This is a genomic window from Janthinobacterium sp. SUN206 (assembly GCF_030587305.1).
Lineage (GTDB): Bacteria > Pseudomonadota > Gammaproteobacteria > Burkholderiales > Burkholderiaceae_D > Janthinobacterium > Janthinobacterium kumbetense.
Genome location: NZ_JAPWIB010000001.1, coordinates 63,984 through 80,241, shown reverse-complemented (window position 1 = coordinate 80,241; position 16,258 = coordinate 63,984). Strand labels below are relative to the sequence as shown.

Here is a 16,258-nt window from a genome sequence, read left to right as displayed (position 1 = left end):
CAATCGGCCAGAACAGCGCACTCCCATCCGGCAGTGCGCTGTTTTTTTGTCGGAAGGATCAGAATTGCCCGCACTTTGGACCAACTGCAACAGCAAGTGCGCATTCGCGCGGCGTGCGTCAACAAATTCCCCTCGGAAAGTTTCTCACGGGCACTGTCACCAGTTACAATTCCCGTTGCTAAACATTTCTGCCAGCCTCAGCCCATGCACCCGACCCTCCCTCCCGCAGTCTCCCCCGACACCGAATTACAGCAAGCCATCGCTGAACACCAGGCAGGGCGTTTTGCCGAGGCGGAAGAGATTTACCTGTCGATCCTGCAGGCCCATCCCTACCATGCCATCGCCAACCACAACCTGGGCTTGCTGGCCGGACAAGTGGGCCAGCACGTGGCCGGCCTGCCGTATTTGCGCAAGGCGCTGTCCGTCGCCCCGGACGAAGGCCAGTTCTGGCTGTCCTATGCGCAGGGATTGCTGCAGGCGGGACAGCCCGACGAAGCGCTCGACATCGTCGACACCGCCATCGCCCGCGGACTGGACAACGATGCTTCGCAAGCGCTGCGCCGGCAGGCGCAGGAAGCCGTCGCGCTGGCGGCCCTGTCGCCGTCGCAGCCGGAAATGGACCACATCGTACAGCTGTACCAGGCAGGCCAGCATGCGCAGATGGAAGCGGCCTGCCGGCAATTGCTGGCAAGCTATCCCGACTCGCCATTCGGCTGGAGCGTGCTGGGCACGGCCCTGCAACTGCAAGGCAAGGATGCCCTCGCCACGCTGCAGCGGACGGTGGAACTGACGCCGCACGATGCGCAGGCGCATGGCCACCTGGGCAATGCCTGGCAAACGGCCGGCAAACTCGATGCAGCCCGCGACTGCTACCTGCGGGCGCTGGAAATCGAGCCGGCGTTCGCCGAGGCGCACTGCAACCTGGGCAACCTGCTCCAGGCGGAAAACCGGCTGGACGAGGCCGTGGCGAGCTACCGCCGCGCCCTTGCCTTGAAGCCGGACTACGCGCTGGCGGCATTTAACCTGGGCAATGCGCTGCTGCGCCAGAAACAGTTTGGCGCCGCTGCCGACAGTTTCCGCGCCGCCACCCTTGCATTGCCCGACGACGCCGAAGCGCACAACCGGCTCGGCCAGGCGCTGCACGAAAACAAAAATGTGCAGGACGCCGTGCGCAGCTTCCAGCGCGCGCTGCAGATCAAACCCGATTACCGGGCGGCACGGAACAATCTGGTCGCCGCCTACCTGGCGCTGAAACAGTATCAGGATGTATTGACGTGCCTCAACACGGCCATGGAATCCGAACCAGATGATGAAGAATTGCATTTTCATTTAGGTAATGTCATGCGCACCATGGGCAAAAGCAAGGAAGCGCTGGCCGCGTTCCAGCGCGCCCTGGAAATCAAGCCCGACTACGCAGCGGCGGAAATCAACCTGTGCTCGCTACTCCATGCCGAAGGCCACCTGGAGGAAGCCATCGCCAGCGGCTATCGCGCGCGGACGGTGGCGCCGCATATTCCGGAAAGCCACAGCGGCCTGCTGTTTTGCCTCAGCCATAGCATCGATATCGACGCCCAACGCCTGTTTGAGGAACATTGCCGCTTCGGCGACGCCTTCGACCACCCGTCCACGGCCGGGACGGCGGAAGGCCAAGGTTTCCACAACGACAACGATCCCGCGCGGCGCATCAGGGTCGGCTTTGTCTCGGGCGACTTCAATTCGCACGTGGTGTCCAATTTCGTCGTGCCCGTGATCGCGCACCTGAGCGCCAGCCCCGGCCTGAGCCTGTATGCCTATTACAACAATACGCTGGAAGACGCCGTCACGCAGCGCCTGCGCGGCTATTTCCCGCATTGGCAAAACATCATCGAGGTGAGCGACAGCAACTTGCAGGAAAAGATCCGCGAAGACGGCATCGACATCCTGGTCGACCTGTCCAGCCACACGGCCTTCAACCGCCTGACGGCCTTTGGCCGCAAACTGGCGCCGATTCAGGTCAGCTGGATCGCCTATCCCGGCACAACGGGCCTGAAAACCATGGATTACTACCTGACGGACCCGCAATTCGACGTCGACGAAAAGTACTTCACGGAAAAAGTCGTGCTGCTGCCCGCCAGCGTGCCCTTCCTGCCATCGTCGGACTCCCCGGAACTGGTCCGCGCGCCCGCGCTGGGCAACGGCTACCTGACCTTCGGCAGCTTCAATCGGCTCAGCAAGCTCAATCCCGGCGTCATCGCCCGCTGGGCAAAGCTGCTGCGGGCCCTGCCCGAAGCGAAAATGCATCTGGCAGCCATGCAAAAGGACAGCGACATCGCCACCTTGCAAGCCTGGTTCGCGCAGGAAGGCATCGCCGCCGACCGCCTGACCTTCCACGGCCGCACCCACCTGGGCGGCTATCTGGCCCTGCACCAGCAAATCGACCTTTGCCTCGACACCTTCCCGTACACGGGCGGCACCACCACGCTGCACGCGCTGTGGATGGGTGTGCCCACGCTGACGCTCAAGGGTACAAGCGTACCGAGCCATGCCGGCGCCTGCATCTTGCAGCATGTGGGTCTCGACGCCTTCATCGCGACCGACGACGACGATTTCGTCCGGAAAGGAATATTCTTGTCTAACAACATCATGCAACTGGCCGTCCTGCGCGCAGACTTGCGCAACCGCATGCAAGAGTCGGCGCTGGCCGACTCCCGGGCCATCGCCCACAATATGGAACAGGCTTTCCGCACCATGTGGCAGCGCTGGTGCGGCGGCTTGCCGCCCGCATCGTTCGCCATTGCGCCCGACGACGCCAGCAAGCAGGCGGTGCAGTCATGAGCCACAAGAAGCCGATTTACGTCACGCAGCCGCTCATGCCGGATTTGCAAGATTTCCTGCCGTATCTGGAAGAAATCTGGGAAAACAAGATCCTCACCAACGGCGGCCCGTTCCACCAGCAACTGGAACAGGCGCTGTGCGACTATCTGGGCGTCAAGCACATCTGCCTGTTTACCAATGGCACGCTGGCGCTGATCACGGCCCTGCAGGCGCTGCGCATCACCGGCGAAGTGATCACCACGCCCTATTCCTTCGTCGCCACCGCCCATTCGCTGCTGTGGAATGGCATCAAGCCCATTTTTGTCGATATCGACCCGCTGAGCCTGAATATGGATCCCGCCAGGATCGAGGCAGCCATCACGCCGCACACCACCGCCATCATGCCGGTGCACTGCTATGGCCGTCCCTGCGACGTGGAACGCATCGAAAAGATCGCCGACAACTATGGCTTGAAAGTCATCTACGACGCGGCGCATGCGTTCGGCGTGCGGCACAAGGGCAGCAGCGTGCTCAATTGCGGCGACCTGTCCGTGCTGAGTTTTCACGCCACCAAGATTTTCAATACCTTCGAAGGGGGCGCGATCGTCTGCCCCGACGCCAAGACCAAGCAACGCATCGACCATCTGAAAAATTTCGGCTTCGTCGACGAAGTGACGGTGGTGGCACCCGGCATCAACGGCAAGATGAGCGAGATCAACGCCGCATTCGGCCTCCTGCAATTGAAGGGCATCGACGCGGCTCGCCTGCAGCGGCGCGCCATCGATGGCCGCTACCGGGAACGGCTGGCGGCCATCGCCGGCATCGACTGCCTGCCGGCGGGAGAGGAAGAATCGGCCAACCATTCCTACTTCCCCATACTCGTCAAGGAAGCCTACGGCACCAGCCGCGACGCACTGTTCCAGCTGCTGCGGGACGAGAATATCTACGCGCGCCGCTATTTCTATCCACTCATCAGCGACTTCCCCATGTACCGCAGCATGCCGACCGCCGCCCACAGCAATCTGCCGAACGCGCTGCAGGCATCGCGGCAAATCATCTGCCTGCCCATCTATCCCGGCCTGGGCCTCGATCAGGTCGATGCCATCTGCGCCATCGTCGAGCGTCACGCACAGGCCGGCCTGACTCCATGAATATTTCCACAGACACCGACTTTTTCGGCACCATCGACGACCATCGCTGGGCGGCACAATTTACCGTGCTGTCCTATAAAAGTGGCGGACAGACCCTGATACCGCATGGCTTTTTCCGTAACTGGCTGGGCAATGAGCCGGACTTCGGGCAATTTACCATCGGCCGCTGTTCCGGCATCGGCATCGGTTCGCAAGCCAAATACGATTCGACCGCGCAGCACCTGCAAATCGGGCGCTACGTTTCCGGCGGCGCGAATCTGCGCTTCATCCTCAACGGCCAGCACGACATGCGCACCATTTCCACGTATCTTCTGGCATTGGGCGGCATGGGCCTGGAAAACAGCCCGATTCCCCAATATGCCGATACGGTCATCAAGAACGATGTGTGGATCGGCGACGAGGCGATGATATTGGGCGGCGCGGTCATCGAGAATGGCTGCGTCATCGGTGCGCGCACGCTGGTGCCGCCCAATTTCCGCAGCGAACCCTACGGCATTTACGCAGGGACGCCGGCGCGGCTGCTGCGCTTCCGCTTCAGCGAGGAAGTGCGCGCAGCCCTGCTGGCGCTGGCCTGGTGGGAACTGCCGCTGAGCTGGATACGCGAGAATAATGCGCATTTCCTGCAAAACATGACGGCCGACGACGGCGAGGCGCTGCGCGTCATAGCCGAACTGGCGGAAAGCAAGCGCCGCCACCTGGAAGCCGGCGCCGGCGCCGCACACCCGCACAAGGATGACCATGTCTGAACTTTTCAATCCCGGCTATTACACCGAAGAAGACTTGCACGGCGCGGGGTTTCGCAGCCTCGGCCACAACGTGCGCATCGCCAGGAACTGCGTCATCATCGGCATCGACAATATCGCCATCGGCAACAACGTGCGCATCGATGGCTACAGCACGCTGGTGGCGGCAGGTGGCCATATCCGCATCGGCAGCTACGTTCACATTGGCGGCGGCTGCTTTCTCTCCGGCGGCGCAGGCATCACGCTGGAAGACTACGCCGGCTTGTCGCAAGGCGTGCGCCTGTACAGCAAGACCGATGACTACAGCGGAGCGAGCATGACCAACCCCACCGTGCCGGCGGAATTTACAAACTGCAAGAGCGGTGCCGTCCACCTGGGCAGGCACGTCATCATCGGCTCGGGCAGCGTGGTGCTGCCCGGCGCGCAGCTTGGCGAAGGCGTCGCCGTGGGCGCGCTCAGCCTGGTCACCAAGTCCCTGCCGGCGTGGGGAATCTATGCGGGCACACCGGCGAAGCGTATCAACAGCCGCGACCAGGGGCTGTTAATTGCGGAAGAGCAATTGCGTGCGCGGGATGCCGTGAAAAATAGTTAAAAGTATATTTTTAATCATAATTTCCATGGCAATAAAAAATCAGCGCAGACCAGCGGCCAGCTAAAAAATATTTCCATGTAGCATTTAATACATAAGCGGAAATAGCCGCCTTGTGCTTGTGAGAGCAGAAAAATAGCGCGTCTCGCTGAATATATCCTACAGGAGCAATACAATGCTGAGCCTTCACACCAATAACGCATCGCTGTCCGCACAAAACTCGATCGCCAAGACCCAATCGCAACTGTCGACCTCGATGACCCGCCTGTCGACCGGCTACCGCATCAACTCGGCAATGGACGACGCTGCCGGCCTGCAGATCGCCACCCGCCTGAAAGCACAGACCAGCGGCATGACGGTCGCCATGAGCAACACGCAAAACAGCACCTCGATGCTGCAAACGGCTGAAGGCGCGTTCGGTGAAGTCACCAACATGCTGGTGCGCATGAAAGATCTGGCCACGCAAGCTGCCGATGCTTCGTCGAACACGGCCGACAAGGACGCCATGCAAGCCGAGTACGACGCACTGGGCCTGGAATTGTCCAACGTGATGAACAACACCACGTTCGGCGGCCAAGCTCTGCTGACCGGCGGCACCATCGCCAGCGCCATGACGTTCCAGATCGGCGCCGCGAAGTCGGAAACGATGACCATCAACCTGTCCACCTCGATGGGCAGCGTCGCCACCGCACTGGGTTCGGCCACCGCCAACTTCACCGGTACCGCCGGCGGCACCGAACTGAAAACCCTGGCCAACACGGCCATCGGCAGCCTGGTTTCGGCCATCGACAGCATCGGCGTGGTACGTTCGGCACTGGGTGCCGCCGCCAACCGCCTCGACCACGTCAACAGCAACCTGTCGAACATCTCGACCAACACCAAGGCCGCTACCGGCCGCATCATGGACGTCGACTTCGCCACCGAAAGCTCGAACATGACGTCGTCGCAGATGCTGCTGCAAGCCGGCACCGCGATGCTGAAACAAAGCAACAGCATGTCCTCGATGGTCATGTCCTTGCTGCAATAATCACCGGCGCCTCGCGCCACATGAAAGCCCCGGCAAGCGATTGCCGGGGCTTTTTTTCATGGCCGCGCGCCAGATAAAAAATTTCCATGTGGAATTTAATGAACGGCGCTCTCCTGTCGCCTTGTAGGGGTGAGGGCAAGAAATTACCTGCCGCTCGACGAATTCACTTACCAGGAGCAATACAATGCTGAGCCTTCACACCAACAACGCATCGCTGTCCGCACAAAACTCGATCGCCAAAACGCAATCGCAACTGTCGACCTCGATGACCCGCCTGTCGACCGGCTACCGCATCAACTCGGCAATGGACGACGCTGCCGGCCTGCAGATCGCCACCCGCCTGAAAGCACAGACCAGCGGCATGACGGTCGCCATGAGCAACACGCAAAACAGCACCTCGATGCTGCAAACGGCTGAAGGCGCGTTCGGTGAAGTCACCAACATGCTGGTGCGCATGAAAGACCTGGCCACGCAAGCTGCCGATGCTTCGTCGAACACGTCCGACAAAGACGCCATGCAAGCCGAATACGACGCACTGGGCCTGGAATTATCCAACGTGATGAAAAACACCACGTTCGGCGGCCAAGCTCTGCTGACCGGCGGCACCATCGCCAGCGCCATGACGTTCCAGATCGGCGCCGCGAAGTCGGAAACGATGAGCATCAACCTGTCCACCTCGATGGGCAGCGTCACCGCCGCACTGGGTTCGGCCAGCGCCAACTTCGGCGCCGCCGGCCTGGGCACCGAACTGACCGCCAGCGCCAACGCCGCCATCGGCAGCCTGGTTTCGGCCATCGACAGCATCGGCGTGGTACGTTCGGCACTGGGCGCCGCTGCCAACCGCCTCGACCACGTCAACAGCAACCTGTCGAACATCTCGACCAATACCAAGGCCGCTACCGGCCGCATCATGGACGTCGACTTCGCCACCGAAAGCTCGAACATGACGTCGTCGCAAATGCTGCTGCAAGCCGGCACCGCGATGCTGAAACAAAGCAACAGCATGTCCTCGATGGTCATGTCCTTGCTGCAATAATCACCGGCGCCTCGCGCCACCTGAAAGCCCCGGCAAGCGATTGCCGGGGCTTTTTTTCATGGCGGCGCGCCAGATAAAAAATTTCCATGTGGAATTTAATGAAAGACGCTCCCCTGTCGCCTTGTAGGGGTGAGGGCAAGAAATTACCTGCCGCTCGACGAATTCACTTACCAGGAGCAATACAATGCTGAGCCTTCACACCAACAACGCATCGCTGTCCGCACAGAACTCGATCGCCAAGACCCAATCGCAACTGTCGACCTCGATGACCCGCCTGTCGACCGGCTACCGCATCAACTCGGCAATGGACGACGCTGCCGGCCTGCAGATCGCTACCCGCCTGAAAGCACAGACCAGCGGCATGACGGTCGCCATGAGCAACACGCAAAACAGCACCTCGATGCTGCAAACGGCTGAAGGCGCGTTCGGCGAAGTCACCAACATGCTGGTGCGCATGAAAGATCTGGCCACGCAAGCTGCCGATGCTTCGTCGAACACGGCCGACAAGACCGCCATGCAAGCCGAATACGACGCACTGGGCCTGGAACTGTACAACGTGATGACCAATACCACGTTCGGCGGCCAGAATCTGCTGGGCGACGGCACGACCGGCAAGGGCACCCTGTCGGAAGCCAAGATGACCTTCCAGATCGGCGCCGCCAAGTCGGAAACCATGGATTTCACCGTGCAAGCAGGCATGGTCACGCTGGACGGCGCGCTGAAAGGCCTGTCCGCCAACAACTTCAAGGCAACCAGCGCCGGCGTCGGCACGGAACTGACCGGCACGGCAAACGCCACGATCGACCTGCTGAAAAATGCCATCGACAATGTCGGCACGATCCGCTCCTCCCTGGGCGCCGCCGCCAACCGCCTCGACCACGTCAACAGCAACCTGTCGAACATCGCCACCAACACCAAGGCCGCTACCGGCCGCATCATGGACGTTGACTTCGCCACCGAAAGCTCGAACATGACCTCGTCGCAAATGCTGCTGCAAGCCGGCACCGCGATGCTGAAACAAAGCAACAGCATGTCCTCGATGGTCATGTCCTTGCTGCAATAATCTTTGCCGGGCCGCTTGCGGCCAGCAACGCCAAGCCAGACTGCGGTCTGGCTTTTTTTATGCGCGAAACGTATTTATTTGACTATATTGCCTTTCGATTTAACAATGCGGACGGCGCAGTCGCCTATACAAGGTAGACCCGATTCACCCTCACCGCCCACCGGAGCCGCCTTGTGCTGAGCATTCACACCAATATCGCCGCAATGTACGCCCAAAGCGCCGCCGCCAGTGCGCAAAGCCGGCTGGCGACGTCGATGCAGCGCCTGTCCACCGGCTTTCGCATCAACTCGGCCATGGACGACGCCGCCGGCTTGCAGATCGCCACGCGCCTCAGCGCCCAGGTCAGCGGCATGACGGTGGCCATGCGCAACACGCAGAACAGCACCTCGATGCTGCAGACGGCCGAAGGCGCGTTTGGCGAAGTCACCGACATGCTGGTGCGCATGAAAGACCTGGCCACGCAGGCGGCCGACGCTTCGTCCAACCAGACCGACCGCGACGCCATGCAGTCCGAATACGATGCGCTGGGGCTCGAGCTGTACAACGTCATGACCAACACTTCCTACGGCGGCGGCTTGCTGCTGGGCAACGGCAGTGCCGGCAAGGGCACCCTGTCGGAGGCGATGACCTTCCAGATCGGCGCCAGCAGCAGCGAAACCATGCAGTTCGACGTGTCAGGCAAGATGGGCGGCCTGGACACCTTGCTGAAAGCCATTTCGGCCAACTTTGCCGCCAGCGGCACGGCCGGCAGCGAAATCGGCACGAATGGCAGCGCCAACAACATGATCGACCAGCTGGCGGCAGCGCTCGACCAGGTCGGCGGCGTGCGCTCGGCCCTGGGCGCGGCGGCCAACCGCCTCGACCACGTGCACAACAACCTGGCCAACATGGTCACCAATACCAAGGCCGCCATTGGCCGCATCATGGATGTCGATTACGCGGCGGAAAGCGCCAACATGGTCTCGGCGCAAATGTTGCTCCAGGCGAGCACGGCGATGCTCAAGCAAAGCCAGAGCATGCAGAAAATGATACTGTCCCTGTTGCAGCCATGATGGCTGATACCGCCTGATTCACCGGCTCTTATAGACTTTCATCTGGACACAGTGGCATGGCGATAGACCGCATTTCATCGGGCAACCCGGTTCCCCTGATTACCCAGCGCTTCGACGTCAGCCCCGCGACGCCGATGGTGCCGGGCGTGGTCCAGCCGCTGGTGCCCATCGGCCCCTACATGGCGCCCGCGCCCGACGCCGGCACCCTGCCCGCCCAGCTGCAACAGCAGGGACAGGACAGCCTGGCGTCCCTCATCAAGCCGAATGCCGACGGGGCGGGCGGCGCCATGCCGCGCGACAGCAGCGCCATGCAAGTCAATCAACTGTTCTTCACGCGCCAGCTGGTCTGGCAGCCGCCCGACGCGGCGCAGCTGGCCGCCTCGTGGCGCGTGATGGTCAAGACGTATGGCGAGCAATATGCTGCCTTGCAGGAACAGGCGCGCGGCCAGCACGTGCCGGGCAACCTGTTCATGGCCGAGCAGCAACCGGCCCTGCTGCGCGAAGGCGCCCGCCCGCCGTTGACGGTCGACAGCGAGGCGTGGCGCTTCGCCGTGTATGGCTGGGGTGGCCAGCGCCTGCTGCTGCGCGTGCTGGCCAGCGACGAGGAAGACGATGCAACGCCCAAGCGGCGCGGCAAGGTGGCGCTGCGCGTCGAACTGATCATCATCGGTATCGGCCGGGTCGTGATTCAGATGGAACCGTCCGGCGACGGCGTGCTGCTGGAGCTGGCCGCCGACGAGGAAGCCGCATTGCGCCATGTGCGCCTGGCCCTGCCCGAGATCGCCGACGCCGTGCGGCGCGCCGGCCTGCGCGTGGTGCGCTGCCGCCTGAACCGCCAGTTGCACGCGCAGCGCGTGCACGGCAATTACCCGATGCAGGCGGGCGCCGCCTCGCTGTCGCTGGCCCTGTTCCGCGCCATGGCCGAAGTGGCGCTGCTGCTGACGCAGCCGGAAGCGGAAGCGGCGGCCGATCCCGATGCGCCCGCAGCCCCCGCGGACGCGGCCGAAGAGGAAACCATCATCGTCTCGAAGGAAGTGGCGGCGCCGCTCGGTTACGACTATGGCGACGAAGAAGAAACGGCGCAAGGCCGCACCGTGCTGCTGCTGGCCGACGGGCAGGAGCACGACCTGCTGCCGCCCATCGACGAGCAGGATTGACGCAACAGAATTGATACAGCATAAGAAAACGGCACCCGCAGCGCCGTTTTTCTTTTCATTCCAACGTTTTATCCCACCGTGCCGATGATGCTCACTTCGCGGTTTTCCGGGATTTCGTTATACGACAGCACATGCAGGCCCGGCGCGAACAGGCGCGCATAGCGGGCCAGCAGCGGACGGATCTGCGGCAGCACCAGCAACAGCGGCGGCGTGGCCTGCTGCTTCATCTGCTCGCGCGCCACCGGCATGTTCACTTGCAGCTGCGACAGCAGGTGCGGATCGATCGGATAATTATCCAAAGTCACCTTGCCCGCCTGGCGCGCCTGGTTCAGCGAACCGAGCAACATGTTTTCCAGTTCGCCGCCCAGGTTAAACGCCTGCATTTCCATCTTCTGACCGAACAGGCCGCTGACGATCTGGCGCCGCAGCGCGCAACGCACCTCGGCCGCCAGCAAAATCGGGTCCTTGGTCGTTTCCGAACTGTCGAGCAAGGTGGTGGCGATGGGCACGATGTCCTTCAGTGACACATTTTCCGCCAGCAAGACGCGGAACACCCGCAACAGCTGCGTGTGCGTGAGCGCCTTGTCCAGCGCGCCGGCGAGCTTGGGCGACAGGGCCGTCAGGCGTTCCATCATGTTCGAGACGTCTTCGTGGCGGAACAGTTCCGGCAAGTATTCGCGCACCATTTTCGACAAGTGCGTGGCGATCACGCTGGGCGCCTCGATGACCTGGTAGCCGAGGCCCAGCGCATGCGCCTTCTCGCCCGGCTCGATCCACGTGACGGGCATGCCGTAGGCCGGCTCGATGCCGGGAATGCCGTCCAGCTGGCCATACACGTTCGGCGACGGGATCGCCATCAGGCGGTCGGCCTGCACTTCCGCCTGCGCCACCACGGTGCCAGACAGCACGATCGCGTATTGCGACGGCTTCAGGGCCAGATCGTCGCGCACGCCGATATTCGGCAACAGCAAGCCCATCGCTTCGGACAGGCTCTGGCGCACGCCCTTGACGCGCTTGTTCAACGGTTCGCCTTGCGTTTTATCAACCATGCCGACCAGTTTATAGCCTAGCATCACCATCATCGGCTGCACGGCAGGCAGTTGCTGCCACTCCAGCTCGGCCGGGCGCTCCTCGCGCAAGGCTGCCTCGATGGCCGCCATGCCGGCCGCGTCCGGTCCCTTCACGCGCTTGGTCAAACGCCAGGCCACGAAGGCCAGCACGGCCGCAAAGGTCATGAACATGAACCATGGCATGCCTGGAATCAGGGCCAGCGCCACCATCATGCCGGCCGCGCTGTAAATCACCGTCGGCGACGTCAGCACCTGGCCTGCCACCTGCTGTTCGAAGTCGCCCGAATCGCTGATGCGGGTGACCAGGATGGCGGCCGCGGCCGACAGCAGCAGCGCCGGAATCTGCGCCACCAAGCCATCTCCGATGGTCAGCAGTGCGTACTGGCGGAAAGCGTCGCCGAACGACAGGTCGTGCATCAGCGAGCCGATGGCCACGCCGCCCACCATGTTGATGATCAAAATCAAAATACTGGCAACGGCATCGCCGCGCACGAACTTCGACGCGCCGTCCATGGCGCCGTAGAAATCCGCTTCGGCGGCCACGTCCTTGCGGCGGATCTGGGCTTTTTCCTGGTTGATCAGGCCGGCGTTCAGGTCGGCATCGATGGCCATCTGCTTGCCCGGCAAGGCATCGAGGGTAAAGCGCGCGGACACTTCGGAAATACGCTCGGCGCCCTTGGTGACGACGGCGAAGTTGATAATCATCAAAATCACGAAGACCACGATACCGACGACGAAGTTGCCGCCGATCACGACGTTACCAAACGCCTCGATCACCTTACCGGCCGCATCCGCGCCCGTGTGGCCGTGCAGCAGCACCACGCGCGTGGACGCCACGTTCAGTGTCAGCCTGAGCATGGTGGTGGCCAGGATCACCGTCGGGAAGACGGAGAAATCGAGCGGCCGCTTGGCCGACACGCTGACGAGGATGACGATCAGTGCCAGCACGATATTGAAAGTGAACAAGATATCGAGCAGCACCGGCGGCAGCGGCAGGATGATCATTGCCAGGATCACCAGCAGGAACAGCGGCGTGGCGAACTTGTGGCGGCGCATTTCGGCAACCAACCGGTTCAGGAAATTCATGAAGGTACTACCTCGCTCAAATGAGATGGCACGACCACCTCGGTGGGAAATGGGGGCTGGGCAGCGCGCTGCCCAGAACGGAATGCTTTCAGCTGCAGGATGTAGTTGAGCACCTGCGACACGGCCTGGTACAGCTGCACGGGAATCTGCTGCTGCACCTGGCTGGTGTTGTAGATGGCGCGCGCCAGCGGCGGCAACTCCAGCGTTTCAATATCGTGTTCCTTCGCCACTTGCCGGATATACAGCGCCATCTCGTCGACGCCCTTGGCAACGACAAACGGCGCCTCGGCGCGGTCCTGGTCATACTTCAATGCCACGGCGTAATGCTCGGGATTGACGATCACCACGTCGGCGTCGGGCACGGTCTTGCGCACGCTGCGCCGGCCGATCTGCTGCTGCAGCTGGCGGATGCGCTGGCGCACTTCAGGACGCCCTTCGCTGCTTTTATGTTCTTCCTTGACATCCTGCTTGCTCATGCGCTGGTTGCGGGCAAAGAAGAACGCCTGCGCCGGCACATCGATGATGGCAAACAGGACAAAGACGGAAATGAGCGCCATCAAGCCGTCGAGCATCAGCGCCGAGCCGTCGAGCATGGCCTGCTGCAGGGGCCGGTGTTGCAAATCCACGTACTGCGTCAGGCTGGAGCGGCTCACATGCACGAGCACCATGCCCAGCACGGCGGCCTTGGCGATGGACAGGCCGAATTCAAAAGCATGCTTGGGCGCAAACAGACGGCCCAGGTTCTTGGCCGGGCTCAGGCGCTCCATCTTCGGCATCCAGTTCTTCGTGCTGATGACCCAGCCGCCAGGGATCAAGGAGCCGAGCACGACGAACAGGGGCACGCAAAACAGCGGCACGATCATCTTGATCAGCAAGCCCACCGACGTCGTAAACGCCATCGACATGGCATTTTCCAGCGCGCCCTTGCTGTCGAGCGGCATGAAAGCCATGGCGAACAGCTCGCGAAAGCTCAGCAGATAGCTTGGCAGCAGGTAAATGAAGACCTTCATGCTGATCAGGATGCCCAGCGCCGTCGACAGGTCGCGCGAACGCACCACCTGCCCTTCCTGGCGCGACTTCTTCAGCTTTTGCTGTGACGCCTTTTCTGTCTTGTCGCCCGTGCTGCTATCCGCCATGGACCACACCTTTCCGCACGCGCCCTACAAGCGTAGCGAGCAAGTTCAATGCCGGGTTGAGTAGCGCAGCTGTACGGATGTACAGCGAGCAACGGATGCCCGGAAGTGGACTGCGCAGCAGCTTGTTGGCACGTGCGCTATCCATGGGCCACCCGCATCTGTTCGGCGATCATTTCCAGCACGCGATTCGTCATGGCGATGTAGTGCTCGGGGATAAAGCGCACGATCTGCCCCAGCATCAGCAGGCCGAACACGGTGATCATGGAAAAACCCAGCGAAAACAGGTTCAGCGACGGCGCCACCCGGTTCAGGAAGCCAAAGCCCAGCTGCACCACCATGGTGGAAAAGACGATGGGCAAGGCCAGCAGCATGGCGGCGGCGAAAATCCACGCCACGTTATACGCCACCGTCTGCAGCAGCAGCGGCCCGTAGCCCTGCCCCACGGGCCAGGCCGTGAAACTGGCGCCGATCACGCCCGTCAGCACGAGGTGGCCGTCGATGGCGAAAAACACGATCATGCACATGATCGTGAGCATCCCCGTGATCACGTCCGACGAGGTGCCATTGAGCGGGTCGTTCATGACGGCCATGGAAAAGCCGACCTGGCTCGATACCAGGTAACCGAGCACCGACATGACGGACATGGCGAAGTGGAAGGCCAGGCCGAGGACGAAGCCGATGATGGCCTGCTCCAGGGTAGCGACGGCGGCGTGCAGGGAAAACGGATCAATCTTCAGCAAATCCTGCGAGATGCCCGACGCCTGCATCACGGGCAGCATCAGGATCGCCAGCACCAGCGACAGCAGCACCCGCACGGGGACGGGCACCATGGCGTCGCCGATCACGGGCGAGGCGCTGAGCATGGCCAGGATGCGGCAGAACGGCCACCACACGGCCAGCAGAAACGGCAGCACCTGATTGAAAATCTGATCCATGGCGCGCGGCGCTATCCGACCAGGGTGGCGGCGCGCTGAAAAATGGACACGCAATAATCCATCAGGTAACCGGCCATCCAGCGGCCGGCCAGGATCAGGGCCAGCAGGGTGACCAGCAGGCGCGGCAGGAAACTCATGGTCTGTTCATTGATCGAGGTGGCCGCCTGCACCAGCGCGACCAGCAAGCCCATGAGCAAACCGGGCACGACCAGGATCACCACCAGCAGCATCACGACGTGCAGCGCTTCGATGATCAGGTCGACGGCGACTTCAGGGGTAAACATGGATCAATAGCCCTGTATGCTGGTAACAAGCGTGTTGACGGTCAGGGTCCAGCCGTCGACGAGCACGAACAGCAGCAGCTTGAACGGCAGCGAAATCACCAGCGGCGAGAGCATCATCATGCCCATGGCCATCAGCACGGACGCCACCACCAGATCGATGATGAGGAACGGTATGAACAGCATGCACCCGATCTGGAACGCCGTCTTGAGTTCGGACAACACAAACGCGGCCAGCTTGACCGTGAAACTGTGGTCTTGCGGGCGCATGGTCGACGGTTCGCCGGCCAGGTGCGCGATCTGCGCCAGCGCGGCCTTGCTCGTCTGCGCCAGCATGAAGCGCGAAATCGGCACTTCGGCGATCTTCAGCGCTTCCTGCATGCCGATCTGGTCGCGGTCGTATGGCACGAACGCTTCCTTCCACACCTGGTCGCCGATGGGGCGCATGACCAGCAGGGTGAGGATCAGGGCGATGCCCGTGACGATGCGGTTGGGCAAGCCCTGCTGCAGGCCCAGGGCCTGGCGCAGCAGGGACAGCACGATGACGAAGCGGGTAAAGCTGGTCATCATCATGACCATCACGGGCAGCAGCCCGAGCAGGGTCATGACGACGAGGATTTGCATCTTCACCGACAGGTCGGTCTTCGCGCCCGGCACCACGCCGGACAGCAGGTCCTGCGCGCCAGCGGCGTTGCAGCACAGCATCAGAACGGGAACAGCCAGCGCGGCAGCCAGCGCGCCGCGGCGCCGGCTCAAGCCGGGTACCGCCAGCTTCATGCTGTCATCAGGTCGAGATTGAGGCCGTCGAGGTCGATGACTTTCAGGCCATAGTTCTCGCCGGCCACCACCACTTCGGCACGGCCGATCGGCGTGCCGTTGACCTTGATCACCAGCGGTTCGCCGGCCAGCATGTCGAGTTCGATCACGCTTTCCGGGCCGATGGCCATCAATTCTTCCAGCGAAATGCGGGCCGAGCCCACTTCCAGGGTCAGGGTGACGGGAATCTTGCGCATCATCTGCGGAATGTCGCGCCGCGCGCGGCCGCTGGCCACGTCGGACACGTCGCCCTGGTCGATGATCATGTCATCGCCCAGGTCTTCCAGCAGGGTTTCGCTCTGGTTGGTATCGGTCATATTCAT

Annotated in this window: 15 protein-coding genes; 9 read left to right on the top strand and 6 right to left on the bottom strand. The window is 62.1% G+C overall.

Going from position 1 to position 16,258, the window contains the following annotated elements:
- Positions 1-204 precede the first annotated feature (204 nt).
- The 9 genes from O3300_RS00385 (at position 205) to O3300_RS00345 (ending at position 10,611) form a co-directional block, all read left to right on the top strand.
- Positions 205-2,814: a tetratricopeptide repeat protein gene (locus O3300_RS00385; RefSeq protein ID WP_289898365.1), complete on the top strand. Its 2,610-nt coding sequence runs from the start codon at positions 205-207 to the stop codon at positions 2,812-2,814.
- Positions 2,811-3,944: a DegT/DnrJ/EryC1/StrS aminotransferase family protein gene (locus O3300_RS00380; protein WP_305051623.1), complete on the top strand. Its 1,134-nt coding sequence runs from the start codon at positions 2,811-2,813 to the stop codon at positions 3,942-3,944. The genes O3300_RS00385 and O3300_RS00380 overlap by 4 nt, the downstream gene beginning before the upstream one ends.
- Entirely contained in the window at positions 3,941-4,690 is a 750-nt protein-coding gene (locus tag O3300_RS00375) for a CatB-related O-acetyltransferase (protein WP_077403212.1), read from the top strand. The genes O3300_RS00380 and O3300_RS00375 overlap by 4 nt, the downstream gene beginning before the upstream one ends.
- A complete protein-coding gene (locus O3300_RS00370) occupies positions 4,683-5,279 on the top strand; it encodes an acyltransferase (protein ID WP_305051622.1) in 597 nt (198 codons plus the stop codon). Before O3300_RS00375 ends, O3300_RS00370 begins: the two co-directional genes overlap by 8 nt.
- A 172-nt stretch (positions 5,280-5,451) precedes the next feature.
- A complete protein-coding gene (locus O3300_RS00365) occupies positions 5,452-6,303 on the top strand; it encodes a flagellin (RefSeq protein ID WP_099664377.1) in 852 nt (283 codons plus the stop codon).
- 184 nt (positions 6,304-6,487) lie between these two features.
- Positions 6,488-7,339, top strand: a complete 852-nt coding sequence (locus O3300_RS00360; protein WP_099664378.1) for a flagellin — start codon at positions 6,488-6,490, stop codon at positions 7,337-7,339.
- Positions 7,340-7,523: 184 nt separating this feature from the next.
- The gene (locus O3300_RS00355; protein WP_077403203.1) at positions 7,524-8,402 is read left to right on the top strand and encodes a flagellin; all 879 of its coding nucleotides are present in this window, start codon (positions 7,524-7,526) and stop codon (positions 8,400-8,402) included.
- Positions 8,403-8,575: 173 nt separating this feature from the next.
- Positions 8,576-9,454, top strand: a complete 879-nt coding sequence (locus tag O3300_RS00350) for a flagellin (RefSeq protein ID WP_099664379.1) — start codon at positions 8,576-8,578, stop codon at positions 9,452-9,454.
- A gap of 56 nt (positions 9,455-9,510) precedes the next feature.
- On the top strand, positions 9,511-10,611 hold the full coding sequence (locus O3300_RS00345) for a hypothetical protein (protein WP_305051621.1): 1,101 nt from the start codon (positions 9,511-9,513) through the stop codon (positions 10,609-10,611).
- 68 nt (positions 10,612-10,679) lie between these two features.
- Here O3300_RS00345 and O3300_RS00340 read toward each other — a convergent pair whose 3' ends face one another.
- The 6 genes from O3300_RS00340 to O3300_RS00315 all read right to left on the bottom strand — a co-directional run bounded on the left by O3300_RS00340 (position 10,680) and on the right by O3300_RS00315 (position 16,258).
- Positions 10,680-12,767 carry a flagellar biosynthesis protein FlhA gene (locus O3300_RS00340; RefSeq protein WP_289913888.1) on the bottom strand — a complete coding sequence of 696 codons (2,088 nt, stop codon included), beginning with the start codon at positions 12,765-12,767 and terminating at the stop codon, positions 10,680-10,682.
- Positions 12,764-13,903 (bottom strand): flagellar biosynthesis protein FlhB, encoded by a 1,140-nt coding sequence (locus tag O3300_RS00335; protein ID WP_077403194.1) that lies wholly within the window; start codon positions 13,901-13,903, stop codon positions 12,764-12,766. Before O3300_RS00335 ends, O3300_RS00340 begins: the two co-directional genes overlap by 4 nt.
- Before the next feature lie 137 nt (positions 13,904-14,040).
- Complete coding sequence (locus O3300_RS00330) at positions 14,041-14,838, bottom strand: flagellar biosynthetic protein FliR (RefSeq protein WP_077403190.1); 798 nt, start codon at positions 14,836-14,838, stop codon at positions 14,041-14,043.
- Between the two features lie 11 nt (positions 14,839-14,849).
- Entirely contained in the window at positions 14,850-15,122 is a 273-nt protein-coding gene (locus O3300_RS00325) for a flagellar biosynthetic protein FliQ (RefSeq protein WP_034757874.1), read from the bottom strand.
- Positions 15,123-15,125: 3 nt separating this feature from the next.
- On the bottom strand, positions 15,126-15,896 hold the full coding sequence (fliP, locus tag O3300_RS00320; RefSeq protein ID WP_251349167.1) for a flagellar type III secretion system pore protein FliP: 771 nt from the start codon (positions 15,894-15,896) through the stop codon (positions 15,126-15,128).
- Positions 15,893-16,258 carry a FliM/FliN family flagellar motor switch protein gene (locus tag O3300_RS00315; protein ID WP_077403184.1) on the bottom strand — a complete coding sequence of 122 codons (366 nt, stop codon included), beginning with the start codon at positions 16,256-16,258 and terminating at the stop codon, positions 15,893-15,895. The genes fliP and O3300_RS00315 overlap by 4 nt, the downstream gene beginning before the upstream one ends.

Excerpts from the sequence above, each read along its gene's own strand:
- O3300_RS00385 (WP_289898365.1), top strand. The coding sequence starts at position 205 with ATGCACCCGACCCTCCCTCCCGCAGTCTCCCCCGACACCGAATTACAG.
- O3300_RS00380 (WP_305051623.1), top strand. The coding sequence starts at position 2,811 with ATGAGCCACAAGAAGCCGATTTACGTCACGCAGCCGCTCATGCCGGAT.
- O3300_RS00375 (WP_077403212.1), top strand. The coding sequence starts at position 3,941 with ATGAATATTTCCACAGACACCGACTTTTTCGGCACCATCGACGACCAT.
- O3300_RS00370 (WP_305051622.1), top strand. The coding sequence starts at position 4,683 with ATGTCTGAACTTTTCAATCCCGGCTATTACACCGAAGAAGACTTGCAC.
- O3300_RS00365 (WP_099664377.1), top strand. The coding sequence starts at position 5,452 with ATGCTGAGCCTTCACACCAATAACGCATCGCTGTCCGCACAAAACTCG.
- O3300_RS00360 (WP_099664378.1), top strand. The coding sequence starts at position 6,488 with ATGCTGAGCCTTCACACCAACAACGCATCGCTGTCCGCACAAAACTCG.
- O3300_RS00355 (WP_077403203.1), top strand. The coding sequence starts at position 7,524 with ATGCTGAGCCTTCACACCAACAACGCATCGCTGTCCGCACAGAACTCG.
- O3300_RS00345 (WP_305051621.1), top strand. The coding sequence starts at position 9,511 with ATGGCGATAGACCGCATTTCATCGGGCAACCCGGTTCCCCTGATTACC.
- O3300_RS00340 (WP_289913888.1), bottom strand. The coding sequence starts at position 12,767 with ATGAATTTCCTGAACCGGTTGGTTGCCGAAATGCGCCGCCACAAGTTC.
- O3300_RS00335 (WP_077403194.1), bottom strand. The coding sequence starts at position 13,903 with ATGGCGGATAGCAGCACGGGCGACAAGACAGAAAAGGCGTCACAGCAA.
- O3300_RS00330 (WP_077403190.1), bottom strand. The coding sequence starts at position 14,838 with ATGGATCAGATTTTCAATCAGGTGCTGCCGTTTCTGCTGGCCGTGTGG.
- O3300_RS00325 (WP_034757874.1), bottom strand. The coding sequence starts at position 15,122 with ATGTTTACCCCTGAAGTCGCCGTCGACCTGATCATCGAAGCGCTGCAC.
- fliP (WP_251349167.1), bottom strand. The coding sequence starts at position 15,896 with ATGAAGCTGGCGGTACCCGGCTTGAGCCGGCGCCGCGGCGCGCTGGCT.
- O3300_RS00315 (WP_077403184.1), bottom strand. The coding sequence starts at position 16,258 with ATGAATATGACCGATACCAACCAGAGCGAAACCCTGCTGGAAGACCTG.